General features: G+C 51.1%; 32 protein-coding genes. 9 read left to right on the top strand and 23 right to left on the bottom strand.

Annotated elements, in window-relative coordinates; translation table 11 throughout:
- Nucleotides 1-136 precede the first annotated feature (136 nt).
- Nucleotides 137-853: a DUF262 domain-containing protein gene (locus CWI71_RS09070; RefSeq protein ID WP_126754944.1), complete on the bottom strand. Its 717-nt coding sequence runs from the start codon at nt 851-853 to the stop codon at nt 137-139.
- A gap of 1 nt (nt 854) precedes the next feature.
- Nucleotides 855-1,382, bottom strand: a complete 528-nt coding sequence (locus tag CWI71_RS09065; protein ID WP_126754943.1) for a hypothetical protein — start codon at nt 1,380-1,382, stop codon at nt 855-857.
- A 91-nt stretch (nt 1,383-1,473) separates the two neighbouring features.
- Between CWI71_RS09065 and CWI71_RS09060 the strand changes: the two genes are divergently transcribed.
- Nucleotides 1,474-2,561 (top strand): IS3 family transposase gene (locus CWI71_RS09060; RefSeq protein ID WP_126754942.1). Its coding sequence is split into 2 segments (ribosomal slippage): nt 1,474-1,735 and nt 1,735-2,561, totalling 1,089 coding nucleotides; the frame shifts between segments, so codons are not numbered across the junction.
- Nucleotides 2,562-2,896: 335 nt separating this feature from the next.
- Here the strand turns inward: CWI71_RS09060 and CWI71_RS09055 are convergent.
- From CWI71_RS09055 to CWI71_RS09025, 7 genes are all read right to left on the bottom strand, one after another.
- A complete protein-coding gene (locus tag CWI71_RS09055) occupies nt 2,897-3,445 on the bottom strand; it encodes a hypothetical protein (protein ID WP_126754941.1) in 549 nt (182 codons plus the stop codon).
- Nucleotides 3,446-3,490: 45 nt separating this feature from the next.
- Nucleotides 3,491-3,814, bottom strand: coding sequence for a hypothetical protein (locus CWI71_RS09050; protein ID WP_126754940.1), 324 nt, complete (start codon nt 3,812-3,814; stop codon nt 3,491-3,493).
- A 137-nt stretch (nt 3,815-3,951) separates the two neighbouring features.
- On the bottom strand, nt 3,952-4,392 hold the full coding sequence (locus CWI71_RS09045; protein ID WP_126754939.1) for a nucleoside deaminase: 441 nt from the start codon (nt 4,390-4,392) through the stop codon (nt 3,952-3,954).
- 34 nt (nt 4,393-4,426) lie between these two features.
- A complete protein-coding gene (locus CWI71_RS09040; protein ID WP_126754938.1) occupies nt 4,427-4,615 on the bottom strand; it encodes a hypothetical protein in 189 nt (62 codons plus the stop codon).
- Nucleotides 4,608-5,132 carry an RNA polymerase sigma factor gene (locus CWI71_RS09035; protein ID WP_126754937.1) on the bottom strand — a complete coding sequence of 175 codons (525 nt, stop codon included), beginning with the start codon at nt 5,130-5,132 and terminating at the stop codon, nt 4,608-4,610. The genes CWI71_RS09040 and CWI71_RS09035 overlap by 8 nt, the downstream gene beginning before the upstream one ends.
- Before the next feature lie 7 nt (nt 5,133-5,139).
- On the bottom strand, nt 5,140-5,499 hold the full coding sequence (locus tag CWI71_RS09030) for a DUF6249 domain-containing protein (protein WP_126754936.1): 360 nt from the start codon (nt 5,497-5,499) through the stop codon (nt 5,140-5,142).
- 3 nt (nt 5,500-5,502) lie between these two features.
- Nucleotides 5,503-6,879 carry a serine hydrolase domain-containing protein gene (locus tag CWI71_RS09025; RefSeq protein ID WP_198678770.1) on the bottom strand — a complete coding sequence of 459 codons (1,377 nt, stop codon included), beginning with the start codon at nt 6,877-6,879 and terminating at the stop codon, nt 5,503-5,505.
- 212 nt (nt 6,880-7,091) lie between these two features.
- Between CWI71_RS09025 and CWI71_RS09020 the strand changes: the two genes are divergently transcribed.
- The 3 genes from CWI71_RS09020 to CWI71_RS09010 are packed head-to-tail and all read left to right on the top strand — an operon-like array spanning nt 7,092 to nt 10,093.
- Entirely contained in the window at nt 7,092-8,072 is a 981-nt protein-coding gene (locus CWI71_RS09020; RefSeq protein ID WP_157981088.1) for an HlyD family secretion protein, read from the top strand.
- A complete protein-coding gene (locus CWI71_RS09015; RefSeq protein WP_198678769.1) occupies nt 8,065-9,024 on the top strand; it encodes an ABC transporter ATP-binding protein in 960 nt (319 codons plus the stop codon). Before CWI71_RS09020 ends, CWI71_RS09015 begins: the two co-directional genes overlap by 8 nt.
- On the top strand, nt 9,014-10,093 hold the full coding sequence (locus tag CWI71_RS09010) for an ABC transporter permease (RefSeq protein ID WP_126754933.1): 1,080 nt from the start codon (nt 9,014-9,016) through the stop codon (nt 10,091-10,093). The genes CWI71_RS09015 and CWI71_RS09010 overlap by 11 nt, the downstream gene beginning before the upstream one ends.
- Before the next feature lie 15 nt (nt 10,094-10,108).
- On the opposite strand, the gene CWI71_RS09005 is transcribed toward CWI71_RS09010, so the two are convergent.
- Complete coding sequence (locus CWI71_RS09005; protein ID WP_126754932.1) at nt 10,109-11,068, bottom strand: calcium/sodium antiporter; 960 nt, start codon at nt 11,066-11,068, stop codon at nt 10,109-10,111.
- 195 nt (nt 11,069-11,263) lie between these two features.
- Between CWI71_RS09005 and CWI71_RS09000 the strand changes: the two genes are divergently transcribed.
- The gene (locus tag CWI71_RS09000) at nt 11,264-11,617 is read left to right on the top strand and encodes a VOC family protein (protein WP_126754931.1); all 354 of its coding nucleotides are present in this window, start codon (nt 11,264-11,266) and stop codon (nt 11,615-11,617) included.
- A 20-nt stretch (nt 11,618-11,637) separates the two neighbouring features.
- Here CWI71_RS09000 and CWI71_RS08995 read toward each other — a convergent pair whose 3' ends face one another.
- The gene (locus tag CWI71_RS08995; protein WP_126754930.1) at nt 11,638-12,099 is read right to left on the bottom strand and encodes an energy transducer TonB; all 462 of its coding nucleotides are present in this window, start codon (nt 12,097-12,099) and stop codon (nt 11,638-11,640) included.
- Between the two features lie 187 nt (nt 12,100-12,286).
- Between CWI71_RS08995 and dbpA the strand changes: the two genes are divergently transcribed.
- Nucleotides 12,287-13,702 carry an ATP-dependent RNA helicase DbpA gene (gene dbpA, locus CWI71_RS08990; RefSeq protein WP_126754929.1) on the top strand — a complete coding sequence of 472 codons (1,416 nt, stop codon included), beginning with the start codon at nt 12,287-12,289 and terminating at the stop codon, nt 13,700-13,702.
- A gap of 19 nt (nt 13,703-13,721) precedes the next feature.
- Here the strand turns inward: dbpA and rluF are convergent, their stop codons facing one another.
- Together rluF and CWI71_RS08980 are read right to left on the bottom strand one after the other, a co-directional pair.
- On the bottom strand, nt 13,722-14,633 hold the full coding sequence (gene rluF, locus CWI71_RS08985) for a 23S rRNA pseudouridine(2604) synthase RluF (RefSeq protein ID WP_126754928.1): 912 nt from the start codon (nt 14,631-14,633) through the stop codon (nt 13,722-13,724).
- Nucleotides 14,634-14,704: 71 nt separating this feature from the next.
- Nucleotides 14,705-15,220, bottom strand: coding sequence for a GNAT family N-acetyltransferase (locus CWI71_RS08980; RefSeq protein WP_157981087.1), 516 nt, complete (start codon nt 15,218-15,220; stop codon nt 14,705-14,707).
- Between the two features lie 99 nt (nt 15,221-15,319).
- Between CWI71_RS08980 and CWI71_RS08975 the strand changes: the two genes are divergently transcribed.
- Nucleotides 15,320-16,009, top strand: a complete 690-nt coding sequence (locus CWI71_RS08975; RefSeq protein WP_126754926.1) for an aspartate/glutamate racemase family protein — start codon at nt 15,320-15,322, stop codon at nt 16,007-16,009.
- 86 nt (nt 16,010-16,095) lie between these two features.
- Here CWI71_RS08975 and CWI71_RS08970 read toward each other — a convergent pair whose 3' ends face one another.
- Together CWI71_RS08970 and CWI71_RS08965 are read right to left on the bottom strand one after the other, a co-directional pair.
- On the bottom strand, nt 16,096-16,701 hold the full coding sequence (locus CWI71_RS08970; RefSeq protein ID WP_126754925.1) for a peroxiredoxin: 606 nt from the start codon (nt 16,699-16,701) through the stop codon (nt 16,096-16,098).
- A gap of 51 nt (nt 16,702-16,752) precedes the next feature.
- Nucleotides 16,753-17,091, bottom strand: a complete 339-nt coding sequence (locus CWI71_RS08965; protein WP_126754924.1) for a Grx4 family monothiol glutaredoxin — start codon at nt 17,089-17,091, stop codon at nt 16,753-16,755.
- Between the two features lie 238 nt (nt 17,092-17,329).
- Between CWI71_RS08965 and CWI71_RS08960 the strand changes: the two genes are divergently transcribed.
- The gene (locus CWI71_RS08960; protein WP_126754923.1) at nt 17,330-17,911 is read left to right on the top strand and encodes a superoxide dismutase; all 582 of its coding nucleotides are present in this window, start codon (nt 17,330-17,332) and stop codon (nt 17,909-17,911) included.
- A 75-nt stretch (nt 17,912-17,986) separates the two neighbouring features.
- Here CWI71_RS08960 and fadR read toward each other — a convergent pair whose 3' ends face one another.
- Nucleotides 17,987-18,697: a fatty acid metabolism transcriptional regulator FadR gene (gene fadR, locus CWI71_RS08955; protein WP_126754922.1), complete on the bottom strand. Its 711-nt coding sequence runs from the start codon at nt 18,695-18,697 to the stop codon at nt 17,987-17,989.
- Nucleotides 18,698-18,910: 213 nt separating this feature from the next.
- Here fadR and dsbB point away from each other — a divergent pair, with 213 nt between their 5' ends.
- Nucleotides 18,911-19,429, top strand: a complete 519-nt coding sequence (gene dsbB, locus CWI71_RS08950; protein ID WP_126754921.1) for a disulfide bond formation protein DsbB — start codon at nt 18,911-18,913, stop codon at nt 19,427-19,429.
- Here dsbB and CWI71_RS08945 read toward each other — a convergent pair whose 3' ends face one another.
- From CWI71_RS08945 to CWI71_RS08915, 7 genes are all read right to left on the bottom strand, one after another.
- On the bottom strand, nt 19,430-19,891 hold the full coding sequence (locus CWI71_RS08945; protein WP_126754920.1) for a YcgN family cysteine cluster protein: 462 nt from the start codon (nt 19,889-19,891) through the stop codon (nt 19,430-19,432).
- On the bottom strand, nt 19,884-20,522 hold the full coding sequence (locus CWI71_RS08940) for a fumarylacetoacetate hydrolase family protein (protein ID WP_126754919.1): 639 nt from the start codon (nt 20,520-20,522) through the stop codon (nt 19,884-19,886). The genes CWI71_RS08945 and CWI71_RS08940 overlap by 8 nt, the downstream gene beginning before the upstream one ends.
- A gap of 14 nt (nt 20,523-20,536) precedes the next feature.
- Entirely contained in the window at nt 20,537-21,487 is a 951-nt protein-coding gene (locus CWI71_RS08935; RefSeq protein WP_241967677.1) for a lytic murein transglycosylase, read from the bottom strand.
- 26 nt (nt 21,488-21,513) lie between these two features.
- A complete protein-coding gene (locus tag CWI71_RS08930) occupies nt 21,514-21,777 on the bottom strand; it encodes a YcgL domain-containing protein (protein ID WP_126754917.1) in 264 nt (87 codons plus the stop codon).
- Nucleotides 21,778-21,780: 3 nt separating this feature from the next.
- Entirely contained in the window at nt 21,781-22,938 is a 1,158-nt protein-coding gene (gene rnd / locus CWI71_RS08925) for a ribonuclease D (protein WP_157981086.1), read from the bottom strand.
- Nucleotides 22,935-24,635, bottom strand: a complete 1,701-nt coding sequence (gene fadD / locus CWI71_RS08920; protein ID WP_126754915.1) for a long-chain-fatty-acid--CoA ligase FadD — start codon at nt 24,633-24,635, stop codon at nt 22,935-22,937. Before fadD ends, rnd begins: the two co-directional genes overlap by 4 nt.
- Before the next feature lie 61 nt (nt 24,636-24,696).
- The gene (locus CWI71_RS08915; protein ID WP_126754914.1) at nt 24,697-25,608 is read right to left on the bottom strand and encodes an alpha/beta fold hydrolase; all 912 of its coding nucleotides are present in this window, start codon (nt 25,606-25,608) and stop codon (nt 24,697-24,699) included.
- Nucleotides 25,609-25,610: the final 2 nt, after the last annotated feature.

The raw sequence follows: 25,610 nt of genomic DNA, 5'->3' as shown, positions 1-25,610 counted from the left end.
TCATGGCAACAAACTTGGCTTTCTCTTGCGGAGTATAACGACGACGACGTTGTTCGCCAGTAAAAATTTCAATGCGCTCCATAGACACTCCTTAAAGATAGGTCTAAGCCTATCGCTTAACTAATGAGTGTCCGTTTTAAATGGGGGCTATTACAGAAATTAAATCATCTCTTTGTTCAAAATCATCTTCATATTCTTGATAGTATCGATCAATATTTTCTTTCTTATTTTGATGCCCGTGAATGACAGCGATAGCCAGCTCAGAAATAAACTCTACATCCATCATTCGACGGACATTAAGTGGAGTAAATATCCCTGTAGTACTCCAATAGTTGTAGTTAGATATCTCCTGCATTGTAGTTATAAACGGCCCCCAATAAGTAGCTTGTCTAAGCTCTTGCTTATTTAGGGCAACAACGTTCTTGTTCAATCTTTGAAAAATACCTCGAATAGCATCATCAGACATTTCGGGTAATATTCTAGCTATAAATATATAACCAAAAATCTTTTTTTTATCGTCTCCTGATAGGTCATCAAAGGACATTCCGCCCCATGTGGGGGACTCATCTTCTTTTATAAAGAACTTGCCCTCGATAAAATCCAAGCAAGTTCTAATTCTCTGTTGACCGTCGATAATGATATGCTGCTCATTTCCATCTTCATCGACGAATTCCTGCATATAAATTTCCGGAACAGGATATCCATTCAATATACTATCGATAAGGTAGCTCTTTTGTGGCCAAGTCCAAACCGGATTCCTTTGGAATGGTGGCTTCATTTGAAGGTCACCAGCATCATTTGTTTTTTTAAACCAAACGATAGTTCTATTTGTCGTATTTAGAAATCTGGACATATCACAACCCCTTTTCTAACTCTTGAGCCCTTAGGTGCTTCAGATTATTAACTTGGTAAGACCTAAGGCTATCGAAATCTTTATAAACTCTGATTTTTATATCTCGTCCCACCGTCGGAGCGATATTTGACATCTCATCCAAAACCTCTAACCACCTCTTTCCAAATGGCAGGTACGGAAGCAGTTTATCTGTTGCAATTGTTCCCCAATAGATATACTTCTGAACATGATCGCGAACAGACTGCTTGGCAGGCTGAGGCAAGCCGTGTATGCCGGCGCCTAAGTTTCTCAAATAACGCCAGGATAAAGTGAAGAAATAGTCCGAAATAACCGCAACATCGATATCTGATCGGCCGTTAAACGCGCGAAAATTTTTGTTTGGGTTTAAACTAACGCCGAATGCGCTACTTCCAATAATAACGATCTCCGAAGAGTCTACTTCAATTCTTTGCGCTAGCTCTCGACGCCAATTCTCATATAGTCGTGTATCGCCATCAAAAGGGTATGGCGTGCGATTTAATATCCACACGGACGCCACCAAATCAGGCTGTAATCCCCCCCGAAAAATCGGAGCAGTTATAAGTAGAAAATTCCGTTAAACTAAAACGAAGGAGTTTTCTATGCGCAAATCACGATACACAGACAGTCAGATCTTAGCGATTCTGAAACAAAACGAGAACGGTGTTCCCGTTCCAGAGCTTTGCCGTGAACACGGCATGAGCTCAGCTCAATTTTATAAATGGCGCGCCAAGTTTGGCGGCATGGACGCATCGATGATGAAGCGTCTCAAAGAGCTTGAGGACGAAAATAAACGCCTCAAGAAAATGTATGCCGAAGAGCGACTCAAGGCTGAGATCCGCAAGGAAGCTCTTGAGGGAAAGCTGTAAAGCCATCTCAGCGCAAAGAGATGGCGCAAGCTGCCATTCAACGTCATGGTATTAGCGTTCGTTTTGCCTGTGTTTGCATGGGTATTAGTACGAGCTGTTACCACTATCAAAGCAAACTCAGCGATGAAAACGCTGTGATTGCTGATTGGTTGCTACGCTTAACCACCGCACAGAAGCGCTGGGGTTTTGGTTTATGCTTCTTGCATTTGCGTAACGTAAAAGGGTTTCCATGGAACCACAAACGCGTGTATCGCATTTACCGCGAGTTAGAGCTGAACTTACGAATCAAACCCAAGCGTCGCCTACGACGCGACAAACCAGACGCTTTAAGCGTGCCAACAGCAATGAATCAAGTCTGGTCGATGGATTTTATGTCCGACAGCTTGGCTGATGGGCGTTCACTACGAACCTTTAACGTCATTGACGATTACAACCGCGAAGGATTAACCATTGAAGTTGATCTGTCGTTGCCAAGTGCTCGAGTTATTCGAGCTTTAGAGCAAGTCATTGAATGGCGAGGCAAACCGGCTGCTATTCGCTGCGACAATGGTCCTGAGTACCTTTCGGGTGAGCTGATAAACTGGGCTGAGAAGCATCAAATCACCATGCTTTACATTCAACCAGGTAAGCCAACACAGAATGCCTATGTCGAACGATTTAACCGAACAGTTCGTCATGAATGGCTCGATTTACATCTATTTGATAGCGTCGAACATGCACAAGAACTTGCCACTCAATGGCTTTGGCTTTATAACAACGAGCGGCCTAACACGGCCATCGGAGGCATTCCGCCCAAACAATTAACGCAAGCGGTTCATTAATTCTACGAATAACTGCTGCTTAAAATGGGGGGATTACAAGGCGGCGTATTTACCAGATCCTCTAAAAACGCTTTTTTCACTTCATTCATAAACAGTCACTCTACTGGAATATTCATTACCTAATATCAACATTTTCGTGTGGACTTCGAGAGTCGTTCAATTGATAGTTGCCAGTTTCTATGATGGTCACCAAAAAAATCCTGCCATAGAACCCCTTTGAATAAAGTAAAGCAACTTGAGTATGATTAGTTTCATGCTGAGCGGAGGTTAATATCAACTTTAACTATTCACCATGTAATTCATGAGCTTAGATGGTATTCCTACGTACAAAATAATTAGAGCAACTGCACCCATTGTTCACCATTATCAATATATGTTCGAAAGCGCAGCATTTCAGCATCACGACCGTAGCCATCAATTTGATAATGAAGCTCACCTTTGCAGGTGCGTTCAGCTTCGCTAGTGTAAACTTCCGAAACATTAACGATTTTGGACGATACTTTGGATTCAAGCACTCCATGAAAATCAGCTAGGTTAGCAATAGCAAGTTCATTTGCAATTCCCACTGCCTCCTTACAGGTCATAAAGTTCGTCGAATCACTGGATGCCCACGAGAGATAGAAAACCCAAGCGATAACCGAGAGCCAAGCGCCTACTTGATGACTCTTCGAGTGTTCTTCGGGCGCTTCCTGACTTTTCTCAATGAGAGACTTCCGTTTAACCAGGTAGTAAGGAACTACCACTATCCATAAAAGAAATGCGCCGATTAACCAGTTGTAAGATATTTTGTTCTTTGTAGTATCCCAAACCATCCAGATATAAGAGAGCGCTCCAACCCAAAAGATAGCTTCGAAGAGTAGATTAAAAAGAGTTTCAATATTCATATCAACGTCCTTATTACCAATCCTATTTATAAAACCTATTTTATCTCAAACCGTCCAACATCCCGAAAGCGCCTCGGCTAGGAGAATGATCGGCATGACTCGGCGGGTGCCCCGCTGGGCAGACATTTGTACTTTTTGCAGGAATCTTGTGGTTATTATTGTTGTCTTATGAAGTAAAGTGTTGTTTATTTTAATGCTTGTGTAAAGAATTTTATCCCGCAGATTTGGCTGGCCGATTTTGTCCATCACTTCAATTTTTGTCATGCCACAGCGAATAAGGTCGCCGCCTTTAATACGAAAGGAACAGCTGTGCGCCGAAGCAGAAAAGAACGAAAGCGCCAAAACTCCCAAAATTAAGATCTTCTTCATAATCCCTTACCTAAGCAGTTCTCGTAAAAATTGATAATATTTTATTTACAATAAAAAACCAACTAGTTGGTTACAATTCGGGAAAGGTGGTTTGTATTCTGGGGCTATGAGCAATCGAAGTTAATCGGAAAAGCTGATCAGCTCTTGCCGATATCCTCATCCCAAAGCTCGGGATGATTGCGAATAAAGGTATTCATGAGGTCAATACAGGTGGCGTCTTGCAGAACATCGACTTTAACGCCGAGTTGGCGCAGGCGGCCTTCGGCGCCCATAAAAGTTTGGTTTTCTCCTACCACGACATGGGGAATGCCGTACAGTTCAATGGCGCCCGAGCACATGGTGCAAGGCGATAAGGTGGTGTAAATCACGCACTCTTTGTAAACCGACGCGGGCTGGCGTCCGGCGTCGGCAAAGGCATCCATTTCGCCATGCAGAATGGGGCTGCCGCTTTGCACGCGGCGGTTGTGTCCGCGACCGATAATTTCACCGTTGTGCACAATCACCGAGCCGATCGGCACCCCGCCCTCTTCCAGTCCTTTTTTCGCTTCATCAATGGCGGCCTGCATAAATTTATCCATGGGGGCTCTCCTGCGTTGTGCCTTCACCGGTGTGTCAGTCAATACTGACCATCATCACAAGTACTATAGCTAACCCCAGCGCTGCTGCCCAGCCCCACAGCGGAGCGAACACCATTGCACCTAATAGAGCGGCAATGACTAATGCAAAGCATATAATGGCGCGTCGACGCTGACGCCAGAAAAAGAAACGCAATTTACGTTTTAAGCCTGAAAGATTACTCATTGGCGCTCACCTTGAGTCGTTTCTCTGCTTGTAGCAGATAAGTTTTCACCGTTCCCAGGGGCATGTCCTGACGCCCAGCGATTTCACCGTGTGAATAGCCGTACACGCGGCTTAACACATACACGCTGTACTGTGCTTCGCTTAAATCCGCTGCGCGCTTGCTAAAGTCGATCAAGGCATCGACCTCATGCTGACTGTGTTCCAGGCGCGGCTGGCGAAAAAGCGCATCTTTTAATTTGTCGAAAACGCCCACTTTACGCACAAACTGCTTGTATTCGTTCATGGCAATGGCGAACAGCCAGGTGGAGAACGCTGATTCAGCGCGAAACTTTTTGATGTTCATAAAAGCTTTTATGTAGGTTTCCTGCATCACATCATCGGCCGCCGCAGCGGACATTTTGCTTAGCAAAAAGCCTTTTAGTTTCTGCTGATACCGACGAAACAGCTCGTCAAATGCTGAACGATCAGCACTTGCCTGCGCAATGGCAGTTAACTGTGCATCGGTGAACTGGCGCATTTACCGGTCAGTCACGGTCAAGATAATGCAGGATCAAATACGCAACACCGGCAAAAAACGGAAATAAGGCAATACCGTTTAACGCGTCGTTGAGATCCAGGTTGCCACCGCGAAATTCAGCAGTCCACGAGAAGCCCCAGATAGCAAAAGCCACGACCAACATAAACACGCCCTTGCGCTGATCATTTTTCGGCGCAAACAGGTAGCGCCCAACGGCCTCAATCGAGGCCGGGCTCATGTCACTGTTCTTCTCCAGCAAGCGGATAAAAGTGCGCTTCTTAATCAACTGATAAGCCAGCAAAAGCATGACCAGTAACACCAGTGCCGAGAAAAAAATCAGCGGCACCATAATTCCCTCGTTATTCATAAGCTACCTTCTGTTCCATAACGCTGCCCCCAAATATAACTGGGGTAACAGCTGTTCCATGACCGGCAAAGAGTTGTCGCCGTTCATTAAAATGACATAGGCGTTTTTTGACGCCGGAAAGAATATCGCAAAGGCATTCACACCCGGATCTTTACCGGTGTGCAAGACTGCGTCTTCACCGGCTTGCAGATCGGCCAGAATTTCCCAGCCCAGACCAAAATAATGCTGCTCACCCAATTCGCGATCACGGGTGACCATCTTGGCATACAGTTCCGGCATAAGCTGTTGTTGCTGAAAAATATACTGCATAAACAAGGTATAATCACGCACCGTGGTAATAAGGTTCGCCGCCGCGTTCGCCTGATAATACTTCGGCGTCGGGTGTTGCTGACCGTTGTCGGCAAAGTGACGGGCATAGCGCTTTTCATCCACAGTCTCGTCCCACCAGAAATGCGTGTCGGTCATGCCTGCCGGGGCAAACACGTACTGCTGCGCCAGCGTTTCTATGGGCTGTCTGAACTTCGCTTCCAACGCTTTTCGTAAATACTCAAACCCTTCACCTGAATAACCAAAGCCCTCGCCCGGCGTATAGTTAAACGTCAGTTTGCCGTTGTCAGCCAAGCGCCGCCAGTTATAAAAGCCGGTCTGATGCGCAAGCACAATGCGCGGGGTCAGTAAGTCGGTACGCGGGTCATCGGCAATGTCCGGATCGCGCCAATAGTCAGCAAGCGGCTCGTCTAAGGATAATCTGCCAGCATGCACCAGTTTTAAAGTCACCATAGTGACAATGGGTTTGGTCAGCGAGGCCACTTTAAACAAAGTGTTCTCTGGAGCTGGCACAGTGCCGTCGAGCGTGCCAAGCACCTCGGTAGAGGCAAGCTGGCCGTTCTTAATGACCCCAAGGCCAAGTGCGGTCATCTTCGCGCGCGCCAAGGCTTTCAGTAGTTCCCGCTCGTTCACCTCAGGAGCTCGGTGATCATAGCTAAGCACCTTTACCAGCCGCCAGTTAGCATCACTTAACTGCCAGGTATGGGTAAATTTCGCGGTACTTGTCAGGCGCGGTTTTTCATTGGCTGCGGCAAGGTAAAAGGCATGCTCACCGTGCTGAATTGCGCCATATAGCTGACCATTTTCATACAGCGGATAGCTTTGCAGGCTGCCCGGTATTAACTGCCGGGTGGGTTTGGGACCGGTCGGCGCACAAACGGCCCGCCGGGTATTTTTCAGGAAAGTCGCGGCGTTCTGTACGCCGCCCTGATCGTGATAAAACACCAGGTTATCACTGAGATGCCGCTGCAGAAATTCAAGATCGCACTGATTAAATGAACGCTCGAAAAAGGTTTGATCCCACGCAGCCATCTCCGCGTGAAAAGTCTGCATGTCTGTCGCTTTCGCGCTGAACGGGAGCAGTGTCAGAATAAAAATGAGAATGAAGCAAATATGACGCATTGTGCCTGCCCTTTTTTAGTAACTTACCCCTTAGATGCAGGCAATGACCTGTTTGGATTTAGCCCGCGCCTTGCTATCGGCACCTATTTCGTTTATTCGTTAAGGGTATGAACCTACAGAATCAGAAACAAAACAATCACTTCATGGCGGCACGCGGCATCCGCTTCGCCTTTCTTTTGCTCCTGTTAGCGGCCCTTACCGGCTGTGACGACGCGCCGCAGTACCCCGTGGTCGGTACGCTGGAGCGCGATCGCATTGCGCTGAGTGCGGAGCTGACTGAGCCCATCAGCGCCATTCATGTCACCGAAGGGCAGCAGGTCAGCGAAGGTGATTTGTTAATAGAGCAGGATCAGCGCCGCTCGCAAAGCCGTCTGGCACAGCTTGAAGCGGCGCTTGAGCGCAATCAGCGGCGCCTCGATGAACTGGTGCGCGGCCCGCGTCAGGAGCGTATTTACGAGGCCCGGGCACGTCTCGATGCGGCCTACGCCGCATTAGAAACTGCTGAAGAAGAATTCCAGCGGGTCGCCCGCCTGCACGAGCAGAATCTGGCCAGTCAGAGCCAACTTGACGCGCTTCGTAACACTCGCGAGCAGGCAGCCGGTGAGGTTGAGGTGAGTCGCGCCGCACTGGCAGCATTGCTTAACGGCACGACCGTCGAGGAGCTCGAACAGGCGCGCGCCGCGGTGCGTGAGGCCGAGGCGGCAGTGCGCCAGCAGCAACTTACCATTGAACGTTTATCGCACCATGCGCCGCGCGATGCGCAAGTTGAGGCCCTGCCCTTTGAACTTCGCGAGACGCCGCAGCCCGGCGCACCGCTGGTAGTGCTACGCGCGACCGATCAGCGGCCTTATGCGCGGGTCTATATTCCGGCGCCGCTGCACCGTCAGTTGCAGACCGGTGATCGGGTGACCGTGGTGGTCGATGGGCGTGGTGAACGCCAGGGCACAATTCGTTTTCTGGCCAGCGATGCCGCGTTTACCCCCTACTACGCGCTGACCGAGCATGACGCCGACCGGCTCAGTTTCCTGACGGAAATTGATCTGGAGAACGCTGACGAACTGCCCAGTGGCATTCCGGTGCGCATGGCCATTCCGCAAGCGACGGGAAAGCAAAGCAATGAGTGAGGAAGACATTGCGATTAAAGCCTCGGGGCTAACCAAACAGTTCGGCGACCTGACCGCAGTTGACGACGTTGACCTGGAAATACCCGAGGCCAAAATTTATGGCTTTCTGGGGCCCAATGGCTCGGGTAAATCAACCCTAATTCGCATGCTCTGCGGCCTGTTAACACCCAGCGCCGGTGAGGTTGAAGTGCTTGGTTTGCGAGTGCCCGGTCAGGCTGAGGAGCTCAAGCGCTCAATTGGCTATATGACGCAGAAGTTCTCGCTGTATGAAGATCTGACCGTTACCGAGAACCTGCGCTTTTTAGGCACGGTGTACAATATTCCGCGAAGTGAAATCAAACAACGCGTCAACGACGCTCTTGAAGAATACTGGCTTACCGAGCAGCGCTCACAGTTCGCCGGCACCTTAAGTGGCGGTCAGAAGCAACGCCTGGCGCTGGCCGGCGCCACCCTACATCGTCCACGCCTGCTCATTCTTGATGAGCCAACTTCCGCTGTTGACCCGCAAAGTCGTCGCGATTTCTGGGACATTCTGTTCAGTCTCGCCGAGCAGGACACCACGGTTTTAGTCTCGTCACACTACATGGATGAGGCCGAGCGCTGTCACAACCTTGCCATTTTGGACCGGGGTCGCCTGGTGGCGCAAGGTCGTCCGCGCGATCTGGTGCGCGATATTAACGCCGGGGTGATCGAAATCATGACTTCATCGCCGCGGGCGGCGCGCGATTGCCTGGAGGGCACCGATGGCATCCACAGCGTCGCGCAACTGGGTACACGTCTGCATGCTATTGTCGCAAAAGACATTGAGGACCCTGCGAAACTGGTTCGTGAGCAACTTGAAGAAGCCGACGTAGAGGGGGAAGTAGAAAAGGTCACGGCAAACCTTGAGGATGTCTTTGTGGTTGCCACGCGACTCAATTCCGAACAAAGCGAAGAAGACCATGCTGCGTAGATTGCTTGCTATTGCCTTTAAGGAAATTCGCCAGCTAAAACGTGACCGCCTGACTTTCGGCATGATAGTTGGCGTGCCACTGTTACAAATTCTGCTGTTTGGCTATGCCATCGATCTTGACGTCCGTAACGTCAATGCCGCGGTGGCAGACCACGCTAACACCAGCTTATCGCGTCAGGTGGTTGCCGCCGCTGAAGCCAGTCAGGTGGTGAATGTCACCCGCGCCGCTTCGGGCCCAGAAGAGCTTGAACAGTTGCTCAATGAGGGCCGCATTGAGGTGGGTATCTATATTCCCGCAGATTTCGAGCGCCGAGTGATTGACGGGAATCGTCCGGTTGGACAGTTACTGATTAACGGCTCCGACCCCACCGTTGAGGGGATTGCCCGGCGCCTGGCAGAAATGCCCCTGCCCGGCCAAAGCCAGCCGATGCCGTTATTTGCCGCACGTACTTACTACAACCCGGAGAACCGCTCGCCGGTGAATATTGTGCCGGCACTGATTGGCGTCATTTTGCATATGACCATGGTGCTTTTCACCGCTATTGCTATTGTCCGCGAACGCGAGCGTGGCAATCTAGAGCTGCTGATTACCACACCGGTCAGCCCCGCTGAGCTCATGCTGGGTAAAATTATTCCCTACATCATTATCGGGCTGATTCAGGTGACGTTAATTGTCTGGGTCAGCCAATGGCTATTTGATGTGCCGGTGCGTGGTCAGTTGCTCGATCTTTATCTGGTCTCGTGGTTCTTTATCATGGCATCACTGGCGCTGGGGCTGACCGTGTCAACCTTTGCCCAGACGCAGTTTCAGGCCATTCAGCTGACGGTTTTTACCTTTTTGCCGTCCATTTTATTATCCGGGTTTATGTTTCCGTTCGAGGGTATGCCGCGGTTGGCGCAGTGGTTGGGCGAGCTGATACCACTAACGCATTTTGTCAGAATGTCGCGTGGCGTGTTACTGCGTGGCGCAGATATCGTCGAGTTGCATCGCGATATCTGGCCACTTCTGATTTTCTTTTTCGTATTTCTGGTCATTGCCACCCTGCGCTTTAAAAAGCGCCTCGATTAAGCGATCTGCTCCTGTCTAACTAACCGCAGTAAAGCTTAGCGCCACATAGGCAATGTAGCCGAGTAATAATAAACCGCCTTCAATTCTGCTCAGGCGCTTGCCGGTGTACAGGAAGACCATCAGCAGCAGCGCTACGCCCAGCATGACCCACTGGTCAAACTGCAGTATTCGCTCAGACACCGGCAACGGCTGTAATAACGCAGAAATACCCAAAATGCCCAGTACGTTGAAAATATTACTGCCTAAAATATTACCAATGGCGACATCAGCATGACGGCGGAACGCCGCCATAATCGAAACCGACAGTTCCGGTAACGAAGTTCCGACTGCTACCAGTGTCAAACCGATTACAGCTTCTGAGACATTTAATGTTTCGGCAATACCGACCGCGCCCTTTAACAACACCTGAGATCCGGCAATCAGCAAAGCTAAGCCCAACAGAATCGCGCCAGCCATGGTCATCGGCCGCTTCGGCAAGTTTGTCAGCTCCTCTGCTTCAGCTTCATGCAGCTCTGCCGAGCTGGCATGACCATAACGTTCGGTACGGTAGGCCCAGGTCAGATAAGCAGCCAGCGCCAGCAGAAACAGCGCCGCATCAATACGTGACAAGACGCCGCCAATAACGAGCGCTACGAACAGCAAGGTAGCAGCGACCACCACCATGCCGTCACGGCGCAGCACCAAAGGCTTCACGGCCAATGGCGATATAACCGCACACAATCCTAGAATCAGCATAATATTGCCGATGTTACTGCCGACCACGTTACCAACAGCAATGTCCGGCCGCTGATTCATCGCAGCATCAATTGAAACCGCCAGTTCAGGCGATGAAGTACCAAAACCTACAATTAGCAAACCGCACAATAAAGGTGATACGCGCATGCGTTTCGCAGTAGCTAACGAGCCACGGATCAACGCATCACCACCGAACGTTAACAAGACAATGCCAATAATCACAAACAGGAAATTCAACATGACTTTTAGTTCCTTCTCTCAGTTCGCTGAGTCACGATTTATTGCCGCATAAGTTAGGACCTTCCGGGCAAACTTGCAATCGCCCCGATAAGAAATAATTTGCGTAGTTTTTCAGTAGTTAACCGCACCTGACTTTAAAGATAGCGGAATTGACTATACTGACAAACAAACAGACGCAAAACAAAGGCTGCCAGCATGAGTAAAGAGATTATTAACTACGTTGAATTCCCGGTGCGCGATATGGAAGGCACCAAGCGTTTCTTTAATGAGGCTTTTGGCTGGGAATATTATGATCACGGCGACGACTATGCCGCGATTGAAAAGGCCGGTCTGCACGGTGGCTTCTTCCGCTCCGATCTGGTTGCCCACACCGAGAACGGTAGCGCGAAGGTGGTGCTTTACAGTGAAAACCTGGAAGACAGCCTTGAGCGGGTGAAAAAAGCCGGTGGCAAAATCAGTAAAGCTATTTTCGAGTTCCCTGGCGGCCGCCGTTTTCAGTTTACCTGCCCAAGCGGTAATGAGTACGCAGTCTGGGGCGACGCCAAGTAGTACCTGACGTTACCCTCTGCCTACCTGCGCATACCTCTGGAGTAAATAACGTCTTCACCAGGGCATGAATAATCGGCAGCAACGAATGTACACGACTGATTTCCTTTATTAAAACAGAAATCAAATTTCGTTTGGGTTCTCACGGGCTCTGAAATAATGTTCGTAGGTAGGTCTGCCCACTTCCACTTCTGAACCACTTTTGCTGCGGCAATTGCAAATTCCCGGTTCGTCGCGAGTGTTACTCTTATATCTTCAATTTCATTTTCTGGTGTGATGACATATTCAACGGTCGCGCAGCCCTCCGTCCCATTGAGGACCGCCGATTGGGGATACCTGGCCGGGAACCTTACCAGCTCACTCCATTTATCTGCCTGCAACTCGTTTTCCGTGACAGGTAAATCTGAATAGCCATTTTCGACTTCTGCCGCCGCGCGCCCACTGACTAAAAATGTGATCAACAGAACGCCAATTAAGCTTTTCATATAGAAACTTATCCTTGTTTGATTTTTTGTTACAGGGCAAACCTTAAACGAGTTATTTTGCGATGACAACCCTGAGCAACCATCGTGCAGTTACAGCATTGCTCCAGTTAACGTTCTTCGCGGGAGTCTGTTATACTGAGCCCTCACAAAAGCCACCATGCACTCCCCCAATAAGTGAACCCAAATCATGTCTGAATCAACGGTCCCAAATGCGCCAGAAGCGACGCCAGCTGTACGCCATTTTTCTGAGCTTAAGCTAAATGATGCGCTGCTCAGTAGCTTGCATGAGGCAGGCTTTACCCAAATGACGCAGGTACAGGCATTTAGCCTGCCGAAAATTTTGCGCGGCGAAGATGTGGTCGTGCAGGCAGAGACCGGCTCCGGTAAAACAGTGGCTTTTGCGTTGGGCGTACTGTCGAAACTGGACACCAGTTCATTTGCGCCGCAGGCGCTAGTGTTGTGTCCTACCCGTGAGCTCGCTGAGCAGGTCGCAGAGGCCATTCGACAGTTGGCGAAGGTTATGGGCAATGTCAAAGTTCTGACGCTTTGTGGAGGTGTTCCAGCTCGTGTACAAACGGCATCACTCGAGCATGGTGCCCATGTGCTGGTCGGCACGCCCGGACGCGTGTTGGATCACCTGCACGCTGAACGGTTGAATCTGGCACAGTTACAAACACTGGTGCTCGATGAAGCTGACCGGATGCTCGAGATGGGCTTTCAGGACGCGCTGGATGGTATCATCGCGAAGACTCCGTCGGCACGCCAAACCTTGCTGTTTAGTGCGACCTATCCGCAGGGCATCCGCCAACTCACCAAGCAGGTATGCCAGAACCCCGAAATCATTAAAGTTGCAGCAACGCAAACCCAAACCGCGATTGAGCAGCGCTTTTATACTCTCGGTGATACCGCCCCAGCCCTTGCTGTGCGCGCATTATTACTGGAACTGCAACCTGATAACTGCATGGTGTTTTGCAATACCAAAGCGGAAACGCAAAGCATTGCTGACGCATTGACCAATAAAGGCTTCAGTACCCTCGCCTTACACGGCGATATGGAGCAAAAGGACCGAGACCAGGCCATGGTGCAATTTACCAACGGCAGCGCCCGGGTGCTGGTCGCAACCGACGTTGCAGCGCGGGGTCTGGATATTGCCGAGCTCGATCTGGTCATTAGCGTAACTATGGCCCATGATATTGCCACCCACACCCACCGTATAGGCCGTACCGGTCGTGCAGGTGCTGCAGGGCTTGCGGTCACGCTCATCGGCCCGAAAGACGATTACAAAATGCGTTTGCTCGAAGACACCCTCGATGCACCGATTAAACTGCGCGACTTACCTGAGCTGAGCACGGACAAACCGCCCCTCACCGCCGATTACGTCACCTTGCAACTCAATGGTGGTAAGAAGGACAAATTGCGGCCGGGCGATATCGTTGGTGCGCTGACGCGTGATAAGAAGCTTGCAGTAGACGACATTGGAAAAATTAAAGTGCAGGCACAATGGGCATACGTGGCAGTGAAGATCGCAAAAGCGCAGCAGGCACTGGGCTTAATCAACAATGACAAGATGAAAGGTAAACGCTTCCGTGCCTGGGCGTTATAACCCGCCCAGGCGTGAGCGTTTATTTATTAAGTTTTAGCTTGCTGCGCCCCGTCGTCGGGGCCTTACCTGATTTGCCGGAATGACGTGAACGATCCCATATCGACTCAGCGTTTTCACCACGCCGCTTGGATCCTGTGTTAGGTTTCGGACGTGCTGCCGAGCCAGGCTTTTGCGGCGGCTTGCGCCGGCGATGTCCGGCGGGCGCTTCCGAGGACGAATGCTCGATTGATTTCATCAACTCAGCCATCTCTTTATCAGTCAGGTTGCGCCACTGGCCTACCTGCAGCCTGCCTAAGGTAACATTCATGATCCGCACCCGCTCAAGTTTGCGCACCTCGTAACCAAAATGCTCACACATACGTCGGATCTGGCGGTTCATACCCTCAATCAAGGTCATGCGGAAGGTAAATTGCGATTCCTGGCGCACCTTGCACTTTTTCGTCATGGTGCCCAGAATCGGAACGCCATTTGCCATGCCGCGAATAAAGTCTGGAGTGATGGGACGGTCGACGGTGACCACATACTCTTTTTCGTGCCTATTACCGGCGCGTAAGATTTTATTGACCAGATCGCCGTTGCTGGTCAGGAAAATCAGCCCCTGCGAGTCTTTATCAAGTCGTCCGATGGGGAAAATACGCGTCTTATGGCCGACAAAGTCGACCATGTTTTTCGGTTCAGCTGAGTCTGTGGTGCTGACAATTCCCACCGGCTTGTTCAGTGCAATAAAGACAAAGTCTTCTTTGTCGGTAGGTTCAATTCTGCGTCCATTAACAATGACTTCGTCACCCGGAGCCACCTGATCGCCCAGCCCGGCGCGCTTGCCGTTAATTTTAACTAAACCTTGCTCAATGAAACGATCAGCTTCACGCCGTGAGCAAATACCGCTCTCGCTAATGTACTTATTTAATCGTTTCGAGGCCGACTCAGGCATAAACCCTCTTTTGCGTTACAGGTAATAGCTGCAAGTGTACCAACGAATGCCCTCAACCCGCCAGCGCCAAACTAGGATGGCTGCCATTCGTCGGCCAATAAACTCAGGGTGTACCAGCCCAAGTATGCACCATCTTTTTTAATGGTGTCGCGGGCCAGGCCCTCTACCTTGAAGCCCAACGTGCGCCGATAAAACGCCAGTGCCCGCGCGTTCGACTCAAATACATTCAAATCAATGCGATGAAACTTAAGCTCGTTGAAGCCCAGCTCCAGTAAAGCGCTGAACATGGCTCTGCCATGCCCTGTCGAGCGCGCATCGGGAGCGACCATCGCCACACCAATATGGCCAAAGTCATTTTTTCGGTCAATACGGGTAAAATGCGCCATACCCACCGGGCGATCGTCAACACAATATTTGTAGCAAAGGCGCAAGTTCGGGTCGCCTGCCATGTCGACAAAAAAGGCATCGTAAATCTCGCGCTGCAGCGGATAGGCAAAGGCGTTACCGCAGACCTTAAAATGGTCTTCCGGGTCCGCCAGCCAGCCGGCCACCAGCTCAAAATCTTCTTTTTGCAAGGGAACTAACAATCTGCTGCTCTCCTGTAGTGACCTAAATTCATTGAAATGCGATGAAACGCAACCTAATCTGAGGCAATGTAACCGCAACCGGAAGCGAGAGCAAAACAAATGAAAACAATAGGCCTGATTGGCGGTATGAGTTGGGAGTCGACGCAGAGCTACTACCGACAGTTAAATGAACAGATACGTGACCAGTTAGGCGGTCTGCATTCGGCCAAACTAGTGCTGTACAGCGTTGATTTTGCCGAGATTGAGCCGTTACAGCAACAAGGCGACTGGGCCGCAGCCGCTAAGATTCTTAGCCAGGCCGCAACAGCTGTGGAAGCCGCCGGCGCTGATTTTGTGCTGCTTTGCACCAACACCATGCACAAGGTGGCGCCGGAGATTGAGCAAGCCATTAGCATACCCTTGCTGCATATTGTTGACGCAACCGCCGCAGCGCTAAAAGCCGACGGCATTCGCACGGTGGGTTTACTTGGCACCCGCTTTACCATGGAGCAAGCTTTTTACCGGGAACGCCTTGAAGCTTTAGGCATTGACGTCATCGTTCCCAACCAGGAACAGCGCCAGACCATTCACGATAGCATCTTCCAGGAACTTTGCCTGGGCGTCACCAAAACAGAATCCAAAGCCGCATTTCTTGAAACCATTCACGACCTCAGCGAAAAAGGCGCCGAAGCCATCATTCTCGGCTGCACCGAAATCGGCCTACTGGTAACAAGTGACGACACCGCCATCCCGCTCTACGACACCACAAAAATCCACGTCAGCGCCGCCACCACCCTAGCCCTAACATAAAAAAAGGTCGCCCAAGGCGACCTTTCTCACTGTTGTTGTTTTTTCGAATAACGAATAACGAACAACGAATAACGCTCTTGCTTTTTTTACAGCTTGCCTGCGTTTTTCGACAGATAATCAGCTACACCTTTCGGGTCAGCCTTCATACCCTCATCACCTTCTTTCCAGCCAGCTGGACATACATCGCCGTGCTCCTGGTGGAAGTTCAGTGCGTCAACCAGACGAATCATTTCGTCGATGTTACGACCCAGTGGCAGGTCGTTCACGATCTGGTGACGTACTACGCCGTCTTCGTCGATCAGGAATGATGCACGGAAAGCAACGCCCGCTTCTGGGTGCTCAACGTCATAGGCTTTACAGATAGAGTGCTTCACATCTGCAACCAGTGGGTATTTCACTTCACCGATGCCGCCGTCTGCTTCAGCAGTGTTACGCCATGCGTTGTGAGTGAACTGAGAGTCGATAGAAACACCGATGACCTCAACGCCACGCTTTTTAAACTCTTCCAAACGGTGATCAAACGCGATCAGCTCAGATGGGCACACGAAAGTGAAGTCCAGTGGGTAGAAGAAAACGACCGCTTTCTTACCTTTGATCTGCTCGTGCAGGTTAAACTCATCAACAATTTCGCCTGATCCCAAAACTGCTGCTGCAGTGAAATTAGGAGCTTTACGGCCTACTAATACACCCATGTTAACTCTCCATTTTTGTTGCTTTAACGAATAAATTTAACGTACGAGAAATTACTCTTCAGAAGGAGCAGGATGGCGCTCTGCAACTTCTTTAATCAGTTCTTGCAGTTCGCCTTTCTGGAACATTTCCAGAATAATATCACAACCGCCGACTAACTCGCCCTCAACCCACAGCTGCGGGAAGGTTGGCCAGTCAGCATAGTTCGGCAGTTCTGCGCGAATATCCGGGTTCTGTAGAATATCAACATAAGCAAAAGCCTCACCACAGCTCATCAGCGCCTGTGATGCTTGTGCCGAGAAACCACAGCTTGGTAGTTTCGGTGAGCCTTTCATGTACAACAGGATCGGGTTTTCACTAATCTGCTGTTTGATCTTTTCTACAGTTTCCATGCTTTTTCCCTTACTTCATTGAGCGTAACAGACAGCAAGTTTAACATAGCCCACGCTGCGAATGCATTTCGTTAAGCCCGTTATCAGGGCAACTAATGACAATTAAAAAATTGTCTACTACCCTTGAATTAAACTTTTCTGCCTCAACCTAGGTATATTGAGACTGCACGAAGCATTTTCAATGGTAAAATGATGATGCTTCAAATAAATTCACAAGAAAAACGATTGGAGAGTCGACATGGCATTTGAATTACCTGATCTGCCGTATGAAAAAAATGCACTTGAGCCGCACATTTCTGCGGAGACCCTCGAGTATCATTATGGTAAGCACCATGCTGCTTACGTTAGCAAGCTCAATGATGCCGTGAAAGGCACCGACATGGAAAGCAAGTCACTGGAAGATATCATTAAGTCTTCTTCTGGCGGTGTATTTAACAATGCTGCCCAGGTCTGGAACCACACCTTTTACTGGCACTGCTTAAGCCCGAACGGCGGCGGCGAGCCATCTGGCGCATTAGCTGACGCTATCAAGTCAGCGTTTGGCTCGTTTGACAAATTTAAAGAAGAGTTCAACTCACAAGCCGCTGGCAACTTCGGTTCAGGCTGGACCTGGCTGGTGAAAAAAGCTGACGGTTCTGTTGCTATCGTAAATACCAGCAATGCTGAAACCCCATTAACTGACGGTTCAGTCACACCGCTTCTGACCATCGACGTGTGGGAGCATGCCTACTATATCGATTACCGTAACGCGCGCCCGAACTACTTAAGCGCCGTTTGGAATGTGATCAACTGGGACTTCGTTGCGAAAAACTACGCGTAAGTCACGCCCAGCACACTAATAAAAAGCCCCGCAACCGCGGGGCTTTTTTTATGCGCTGCTTGTTACTCTACCTTGTTATTCTACAAGATTAGCCGGGATATCGCCGCGCATGCTGTGCCAAATGCGGCCTGATGCATAACCATAATCACGCACGAGCATGGCTGCTTCGTCCCGTTTCTCTTCGGTTGCTACTGCTTTCAAGTCAGCGTAATACTTGCGGGCAAGCTTGCGGGCTTCTGGGTTTGAGAAGTAGAAGTTACCAATACGCGAATACAAACCTTTAAAGCCGTTGAGTACCAATACGTAAATTGGGTTGCCAGACGCCATCGCCAGGTCGTGGTTCAGGCGGTAGTCATACTCTGCAAAAGCGTCAGCGGAATCTTCCAACTGCTCAGCCTCTTCGAGTAACTCGGCAACACGCTCAGGCGCATTACGCACCGCGCCACGAATATAGATCGCGCTGATATTAGTACGCGCTGAAAGTAACTGGTCGACAAGTTGTGGCATGCCGTCTTCGTCCAGGCGTGCCAGCGTTTCCAGAATATTCAGGCCGGAGGTTTCCCAGAAATTATTCACCCGGGTGGGCTTACCATGCTGAATGGTCAGCCAGCCATCGCGCGCCAGGCGTTGCAAGACTTCACGCAAGGTCGTGCGGGTGACACCAATGAGCTCAGATAATTCGCGTTCCGCAGGCAAAATAGTACCTGGTGCGAAATGCCCATTCCAGATGGACTTCACGATATATTCTTCTGCAAACCCCGCAGGGCTTTGTGCCTTGATGATCATTAACTGGCCTATTCACTTGATAACGACACCGAAATGGCGCGTTCTGAGTCGTGCGATTCGTTAGTACTATTTAGCTATTGATTTTATCAGGGTTTCCAATGGTCGGACAAGTTTTGTGGTCAGAGCTTTACAGAAATCTGTCGACTTATCTCTTCAGCTTAGCTATTTTGTCGCTACCTGTATGTGAACCTAATAAAAATAACGAGTCAACTCATGCGCTTCTTTCAGCAACTTCCCGAACAGCGCGCCGCCTGGGCGCTGTTAGCCGCAACAGCCTTCGGTCTATTCGCCACCGCTCTCTATATGCAGTATGGCATGGGTCTGGAACCTTGCGTGAAATGTATTTATCAGCGCGTGGCGATATTGGCCATTGGCGTCGCCGCGCTGGTGCCACTTATCGCCCCCAAATTGGCTATCGCGCGTTTGCTTGGCTTTGCCGGCTGGCTGGTTGCAGCCATCTGGGGCTTTATTATTGCCAATGAGCACGTGGCAACCCAACAGGCGGCGAACTCATTTTTTGCCGTGTGCGATACCTTCCCGAATTTTCCAAAATGGCTGCCACTGCATCAGTGGTTCCCGGGATTGTTCAGTTCGACGGGTTTATGTGGCGACATTAACTGGCAGTTCGCCGGACTGAGCATGCCACAATGGATGCGGATTATTTTTGCCAGCTACGCTGTAGTAGGTATTCTGGTGTTAGTGTTGCGTCTGCTTGGTGCCCGACGCATTTGATTAATCCTGGTCGTTGAGCGGCCAGGTTACGATACGCAGCTCGAGGTCCTCATGGACCTCGTCTTCGTTCAGCACTCGCCCAGCAGCACTCATGCCGGCCGCGATCATGGCCGCTTTCGAACCACCATGAAGCAGTGGATGCCAGCTTGCCAGCCCCCGACCTTCGGCCAGACGGCGGTAGGCGCAGGACGTCGGCATAAAATCGAGTTCGTAGACATTTTCCGGGGTAATGACCACACAGTCAAGAACATGCTGCGTACGCTCGGCATAATTGCTGCACTGTGCGGTTTCCGTGTTGAGTAACACACAACTGACATCGGTGTAATGCACGGTTTCATCCATATCGTCACTATCAATCAGTTTGTGCAGACAGCATTTACCGCAGCCATCACACAGCGATTCCCACTCTTCGTGAGTCATCTGCGCGAAGCTTTTACGCTGCCAGAACGGTGCGTCAGTCATGGGTTTTCACCTGGCCTTGCCAATGGTGTTCAGTGTTGCCCAACTGCCAGCTAAGCTCCAGCTTATCACCTTCGAGCAAAGGCCCCACACCGGCCGGTGTGCCAGTAAGTACGACGTCACCGGCCTCGAGCGTAAACGTATGACTGATATGCGCGAGCAATTCAGCGATTGGCATTAACATCTGTGTGCCATCGCCCTGCTGCTGCAACTGACCGTTGCGTCGCAGCGTGAAGGTACTGCGTTGCACCGCATCCAGATCAGCTACCGCCACCCATGGCGCCAGCACACAGGCACCATCAAACGCCTTTGCCCGCTCCCACGGATGGCCTTGTTGCTTGAGCTTGTCCTGCAAATCACGCAAGGTCAGATCAAGTGCCAGCGTGGCCGCGTCAACGGCATGAGCAGCTGCGGTAGGACTGACTGCACGTAAGGTTTCCCCCACGCGCACCGCAATTTCGAGTTCATGATGACAACTACCTGACGCGGTCGGAATAGTGACATCAGGCAGTTGCGCCAGACTACTCGGCGGCTTGATAAATAATAAAGGTTCGCTGGGAAGGGGGTTATTCAGTTCGGCAGCATGGGCCGCATAATTGCGGCCCACACAAACAATCTTAGAGGGGCGTTGCATAACTAACGCGTCGCTTAGCGCGGAAAGCGGATACGATCCGACAAATAGCCGACCGCTGCAACAAAGTAATGCGAGCGGTTCCAGCGCATCAGCGCGTCATAATTGGCGTACGCCAGATACACACGGCCTTCTTTGTCATCCGGAATGACCACTGCCGCTTCAATATCGGCGCGCTGTGGTAAATCGCTGCCGTCCATGCGACGCACACCCAATGCCTGCCATTCAGCCAGTGACTTTTTCGTCTTCAGACTTGCTAATGACTCGTCAAAGTCAGCGGGCAATTGTACCTGACGGCCCCAGGTGACGTCGTCACGCCAGCCGGCATTTTTCAGATAATTTGCAGCAGATGCGAAGACATCGCCCATCGAGTTCCAGATGTCCTTGCGGCCGTCACCGTCATAATCGACTGCGTAAGCCATGAACGAACTTGGCATAAACTGCGTTTGTCCCATGGCACCGGCCCACGAGCCTTTCATCTGCTCGACATCAATGTGGCCTTCCTCGATAATGGTCAGGGCCTGCCATAGCTGCTTCTTGAAGAACTCTTCGCGGCGTCCTTCGTACGCCATGGTGGTCAGCGCTGACACCACGTCAAAGCCGCCAGTGTAGCCACCGAAGTTGGTCTCGATACCCCAAAGCGCAACAATAAAGCGCGGCTGCACGCCGTACTTAGCGCCTACTTCTTCCAGCAGCTCTTTATGCTCATTGTATTTTTCCAGCGCCTGCTTGGCTTTCCACTCAGGAACGGCACGCGGCAAATAAGTGTCCAGCGTCAGCTTGAACTCTGGCTGGTTTTTATCGGCGCTGACCGCGCGCTGATAAAACTTGGCGCCGGCAAAGGCCTTATCAAGGGTGGCCTGGCTATAGCCATCAGCGAGGGCCTCAGCCTTAATTTTTTCAACGTAATCGGCAAACCCCGCCTCGTCGGCGGCGCGCACGCTTTGTGGTGCTACTACCAGGAACATCAACGCGAACATCGCGACCAGCTTTTTCATGGCGCCAACTCCTTCTTTAATAAATTTTCTGGCGGTGGAGGTATTTGCAAATAGAAACCCGGATCTTCAAGGTGTTGCTTTAACTCATCCACGGGCAGTCGCGCCAGCTTACGCTCTGGCGTCAGTGCGATGGTCATTACGTGCTGTGGCGCACCAAAACTTTTCATCAGACTTTCCGGTACTCTTGAAAAATCAGCTGGATGCGCCAGATAGAGGTAGGTATCCACTCGTCTCGGACTACGATAGACCGCACACAACATGAGTTATTGACTCTCTTTTAGCAGGGCTTCAACAGGAGCCTTAAGCTTAGCGCCACGCCAGCTGGCAAACAAGTCCGGCAGCGGTAGCTCGCTTCTGGCGTGCGATGGAATTTGTCGACACCAGTGAATCACATCGTTAATTTGGCGCCGTGAGGCGACCAGCGCAGTCGGAATGTCCAGCTCTTTCGCCACTTGCTGGGCCATTTGTTTGATTTTCGCGAAGTCTGCCTTATAACCAGGAATATCATTGATACGCCGCAACTTCAGCTGCAACGGGCCGGCTTCAATACCGGCAGCAATGGCCGCTAACAGTTCATCGCCGGCATAGCGTACCGTGACCGATGACAGTTCTTTCACCCGGTGTAACTGGCCCTTGCTGGTTGGCTGGTGGCGAGCGATATCAAGCAGGACATGATCTTTTGCCACAAAGCCCAGCGGCAGATCTGCCTGGCGCGCCCGTTGCTGACGCCAGGCGACCAGTTCGCGCAAAACGCTTCGCTGCTCAGGCGTGCACTGCCAGGCATTGCCAAAATAAAGAAACAGCCATTTATCAGGAATTTGCTGCGCGCGCTTTTCTGCCTGCCAGGCACTCTCGGCAAGAATAAGGTCAAGCTTGCCTTGTTCCTGCGCCTTTGCCAGTAACTGCGGATACACCTGTTGCAGGTAGAGCACATCAGCCGCGGCATAATCCAGCTGCGCGGGTGCCAGCGGGCGCTGCATCCAGTCAGTGCGTGACTGCGACTTATCGAGCATGACCCCAAGCCGCTGCTCAATCATTGCAGCGTAGCCCATGGCCTCGCCCTCGCCTAACATCGCACAGGCAATTTGGGTGTCAAAAATAGCATTAGGCAGACAGCCCATATGTTGCTGAAGGATCTCGTAATCTTCACCGCCAGCATGAATCACCAGGGTTTTGTCCGGGTCGGCAAAAAGTTGCCAGAGTGGCGCAAGGGCAGCGTCTGACTGCTCTGCCTGTAAGCTCACCGGGTCAATCAGGGCGGTGGCATCACCGGCCTGCACCTGCACCAGACCCAGGCGTGCATAATAAGTGCGGGTACGAACGAATTCGGTGTCAACGGCAAGAAAATCAGCGTGCTGCGCTTGCTGACAAAAAGTCAGCAAGGCAGGCTGTGTGGTAATTAACTGGTACTGCTCTGTCACGCGTCTTTGCTCGCTCCGGCTTTGGCTTTCAATTCCTCTTCGTCGCGTAATTCACGACGCAGGATCTTACCAACATTGGTTTTGGGTAGCTCGTCACGAAACTCGACAAACTTCGGTACTTTGTAGCCGGTCATATTTTCCCGGGCAAAGTCAATCAGCTCACGCTCGGTCAGTGACTTATCTTTGCGCACTACGAACACCTTCACGGCCTCGCCTGACGAGTCGTGTGGCACGCCCACTGCGGCGGCTTCAAGTACTTTCGGATGGTCGACCATGACGTCTTCGATTTCATTCGGGTAAACGTTAAAGCCCGAGACCAGAATCATATCTTTTTTACGGTCAACAATCTTAAAGAAGCCGTTCTCGTCCATCAGGCCGATATCGCCGGTACAGAACCAGCCATCATCCATCACTTTATCGGTTTCATCAGGGCGGTTCAGATAACCCACCATCACCTGCGGACCTTTCACCTGTAGCTCGCCCGTCTCGCCCTGAGCAACTTCCTTACTAGTTTCAGTGTCCACCACTCGTACCAGCGTTGACGGCAACGGCACGCCAATGGTGCCATTGTAATGCTCAATATCGGTTGGGTTCACGGTCACTACCGGGGAGCACTCAGTCAAACCGTACCCTTCCAGCAGACGCGACTTGGTTACGCGCTCCCAGTGCTCAGCCACTGAGCGCTGCACCGCCATACCACCACCCAGGGCTATTTTCAGATTGGAAAAGTCCAGATCTTTGAAGCCTTCGGTATTCAGCAGACCATTAAACAGAGTGTTCACGCCAGAAATAATCGAGAACGGATGTTTCGCCAGCTCTTTAACAAACCCCGGCATGTCGCGCGGGTTGGTAATCAGCACATTTTTACCGCCGTGTTTCATAAAGGTCAAACAGTTCGCGGTTAACGCAAAGATATGATACAGCGGCAACGCGGTAATAATCGTTTCTTCACCGTCATTGACCAGTGGCGCGATGAATGCTGATACCTGTTCAAGGTTCGCCACCATATTACGGTGCGACAACATCGCCCCTTTCGCTAAACCAGTGGTTCCACCGGTGTACTGCAAGAATGCCAGATCATCGCCGCTTAACTCAGGGCGGCTGTAACTGGCTTTTGCGCCTTTGCTGATGGCGTCACGGAACTGTACCGCTTGCGGCAAGTTGTAATTCGGAACCATGCGCTTAATGCGGCGCACGACAAAGTTAACCAGCCAGCGCTTGGCCGTAGGTAACAGATCGCCAATACCGGTCAGAAAAATATGTTCCAGTTCCGGCAGGTCGCTGACAACCTTCTCGAGGGTATGGGCAAAATTTTCCAGAATAACGATGCCCTTTGCTTTGGCATCGCTTAACTGATGTTTCAGCTCACGCGGGGTATAGAGCGGATTAACGTTCACCACCACCAGCCCGGCGCGCAAAATGCCGAATAAAGCGACCGGATACTGCAACAGGTTGGGCATCATGACGGCAATTGCGTCGCCCTTCTGCAGACCTTTGCTTTGCAGGTAGGCCGCGAACTTTTTGCTTTCTGCGTCTAACTCGTTAAAAGACATCTCGCGGTCCATATTGACGTACGAGAGCCGTTCGCCGTAGGACGCAACGCTTTTCTCAAAAATGTCCACTAACGAGTTGAAATGATTCGGGTCGATCTCTTCTGGGACCCCTGCCGGATAGCGTTTTAACCAGATTTTTTCCACGCGCTCATGCTCCTGAGTCATTATCTTTTTTGCCAATCATCGCATATCCGACCAGTTTAAACTAGCCGTCAGCGCCTGCCAATAACGCAGTAAACTGGCGCCACACCGCAGCAGGATGTTCCATATGCAAATGGTGGCCACCCCCGACTTCCACTACCTGCAGGTGCGGGACGGCATGCTGCCATTCGTCCAGTGCCAGTTGCAGACGGTCACGATGGCCTTGCTTTCCTAATACAAGACAAAACGGACAACGGATTGCCTGTAAAATACTGCGCACCTGCAATGGTGTCATGCGCATCACCGACTTGGTGCGCAACTGGCCATCGGCGCGAAAGCGAAAATCGTCAGCGCCAAGCTGTTCAATACCACGTTCCACTAACACCGCCGCCAGCTCTTCACTGAAGTCACCGGACTGCGCCCGTGCCGCTACCGCACTGGCGTAATCACCGTAATGGGGGCGCCGCTTACCCTGCTGCTGCAGCCGGCTGCGAAAGCCCTTACGGATATCGTCAAGAATAGCAGTTTCGGGACTGCTCAAAAGACCGAAGGCCTCAATGCTCAGCAAATGTGTCACCCGCTCCGGTTCAATACCGGCCCAGAGATTGGCCACGAACGCACCCATGGAATGCGCAAGCAGACTGACCTGCTGCCAGTTCTGTTGCTCACAGATTTGAATGGCATCAAAGACATAGTCAAGAAACGGGTAATAGTTGCCTGCCGGGCGATGCGCCGAATGACCATGACCGGGCCAGTCCAGTGCGACCAGCTGATAGTCCTGCGACATATCGGAGGTTAAGAACTGCTCGGCAAGGGGCAGGAAACTATGGGCGTTATCCAGCCAGCCATGCAGCGCCAGAATGACCTTGCCCTGCGGGTTGCCCCAGCGCAAGCCGCTGATCTGGCCCCAGTTCAACTGAAACGAAACAGGCTCAGCAATTTGCCGAGCCTGTGAATAGGAAAGCGCAAGCGTCATGA

The sequence above is a fragment of the Pseudidiomarina insulisalsae genome (assembly GCF_003987065.1).
Taxonomy (GTDB): Bacteria; Pseudomonadota; Gammaproteobacteria; order Enterobacterales; family Alteromonadaceae; genus Pseudidiomarina; species Pseudidiomarina insulisalsae.
Note: the sequence above shows the minus strand (reverse complement) of the source record. Positions and strands in the feature narration are given on the sequence as shown.

Excerpts from the sequence above, each read along its gene's own strand:
- CWI71_RS09070 (WP_126754944.1), bottom strand. The coding sequence starts at position 853 with ATGTCCAGATTTCTAAATACGACAAATAGAACTATCGTTTGGTTTAAA.
- CWI71_RS09055 (WP_126754941.1), bottom strand. The coding sequence starts at position 3,445 with ATGAATATTGAAACTCTTTTTAATCTACTCTTCGAAGCTATCTTTTGG.
- CWI71_RS09050 (WP_126754940.1), bottom strand. The coding sequence starts at position 3,814 with ATGAAGAAGATCTTAATTTTGGGAGTTTTGGCGCTTTCGTTCTTTTCT.
- CWI71_RS09045 (WP_126754939.1), bottom strand. The coding sequence starts at position 4,392 with ATGGATAAATTTATGCAGGCCGCCATTGATGAAGCGAAAAAAGGACTG.
- CWI71_RS09040 (WP_126754938.1), bottom strand. The coding sequence starts at position 4,615 with ATGAGTAATCTTTCAGGCTTAAAACGTAAATTGCGTTTCTTTTTCTGG.
- CWI71_RS09035 (WP_126754937.1), bottom strand. The coding sequence starts at position 5,132 with ATGCGCCAGTTCACCGATGCACAGTTAACTGCCATTGCGCAGGCAAGT.
- CWI71_RS09030 (WP_126754936.1), bottom strand. The coding sequence starts at position 5,499 with ATGAATAACGAGGGAATTATGGTGCCGCTGATTTTTTTCTCGGCACTG.
- CWI71_RS09025 (WP_198678770.1), bottom strand. The coding sequence starts at position 6,879 with ATGCAGACTTTTCACGCGGAGATGGCTGCGTGGGATCAAACCTTTTTC.
- CWI71_RS09020 (WP_157981088.1), top strand. The coding sequence starts at position 7,092 with ATGGCGGCACGCGGCATCCGCTTCGCCTTTCTTTTGCTCCTGTTAGCG.
- CWI71_RS09015 (WP_198678769.1), top strand. The coding sequence starts at position 8,065 with ATGAGTGAGGAAGACATTGCGATTAAAGCCTCGGGGCTAACCAAACAG.
- CWI71_RS09010 (WP_126754933.1), top strand. The coding sequence starts at position 9,014 with ATGCTGCGTAGATTGCTTGCTATTGCCTTTAAGGAAATTCGCCAGCTA.
- CWI71_RS09005 (WP_126754932.1), bottom strand. The coding sequence starts at position 11,068 with ATGTTGAATTTCCTGTTTGTGATTATTGGCATTGTCTTGTTAACGTTC.
- CWI71_RS09000 (WP_126754931.1), top strand. The coding sequence starts at position 11,264 with ATGAGTAAAGAGATTATTAACTACGTTGAATTCCCGGTGCGCGATATG.
- CWI71_RS08995 (WP_126754930.1), bottom strand. The coding sequence starts at position 12,099 with ATGAAAAGCTTAATTGGCGTTCTGTTGATCACATTTTTAGTCAGTGGG.
- dbpA (WP_126754929.1), top strand. The coding sequence starts at position 12,287 with ATGTCTGAATCAACGGTCCCAAATGCGCCAGAAGCGACGCCAGCTGTA.
- rluF (WP_126754928.1), bottom strand. The coding sequence starts at position 14,633 with ATGCCTGAGTCGGCCTCGAAACGATTAAATAAGTACATTAGCGAGAGC.
- CWI71_RS08975 (WP_126754926.1), top strand. The coding sequence starts at position 15,320 with ATGAAAACAATAGGCCTGATTGGCGGTATGAGTTGGGAGTCGACGCAG.
- CWI71_RS08970 (WP_126754925.1), bottom strand. The coding sequence starts at position 16,701 with ATGGGTGTATTAGTAGGCCGTAAAGCTCCTAATTTCACTGCAGCAGCA.
- CWI71_RS08965 (WP_126754924.1), bottom strand. The coding sequence starts at position 17,091 with ATGGAAACTGTAGAAAAGATCAAACAGCAGATTAGTGAAAACCCGATC.
- CWI71_RS08960 (WP_126754923.1), top strand. The coding sequence starts at position 17,330 with ATGGCATTTGAATTACCTGATCTGCCGTATGAAAAAAATGCACTTGAG.
- fadR (WP_126754922.1), bottom strand. The coding sequence starts at position 18,697 with ATGATCATCAAGGCACAAAGCCCTGCGGGGTTTGCAGAAGAATATATC.
- dsbB (WP_126754921.1), top strand. The coding sequence starts at position 18,911 with ATGCGCTTCTTTCAGCAACTTCCCGAACAGCGCGCCGCCTGGGCGCTG.
- CWI71_RS08945 (WP_126754920.1), bottom strand. The coding sequence starts at position 19,891 with ATGACTGACGCACCGTTCTGGCAGCGTAAAAGCTTCGCGCAGATGACT.
- CWI71_RS08940 (WP_126754919.1), bottom strand. The coding sequence starts at position 20,522 with ATGCAACGCCCCTCTAAGATTGTTTGTGTGGGCCGCAATTATGCGGCC.
- CWI71_RS08935 (WP_241967677.1), bottom strand. The coding sequence starts at position 21,487 with ATGTTCCTGGTAGTAGCACCACAAAGCGTGCGCGCCGCCGACGAGGCG.
- CWI71_RS08930 (WP_126754917.1), bottom strand. The coding sequence starts at position 21,777 with ATGTTGTGTGCGGTCTATCGTAGTCCGAGACGAGTGGATACCTACCTC.
- CWI71_RS08915 (WP_126754914.1), bottom strand. The coding sequence starts at position 25,608 with ATGACGCTTGCGCTTTCCTATTCACAGGCTCGGCAAATTGCTGAGCCT.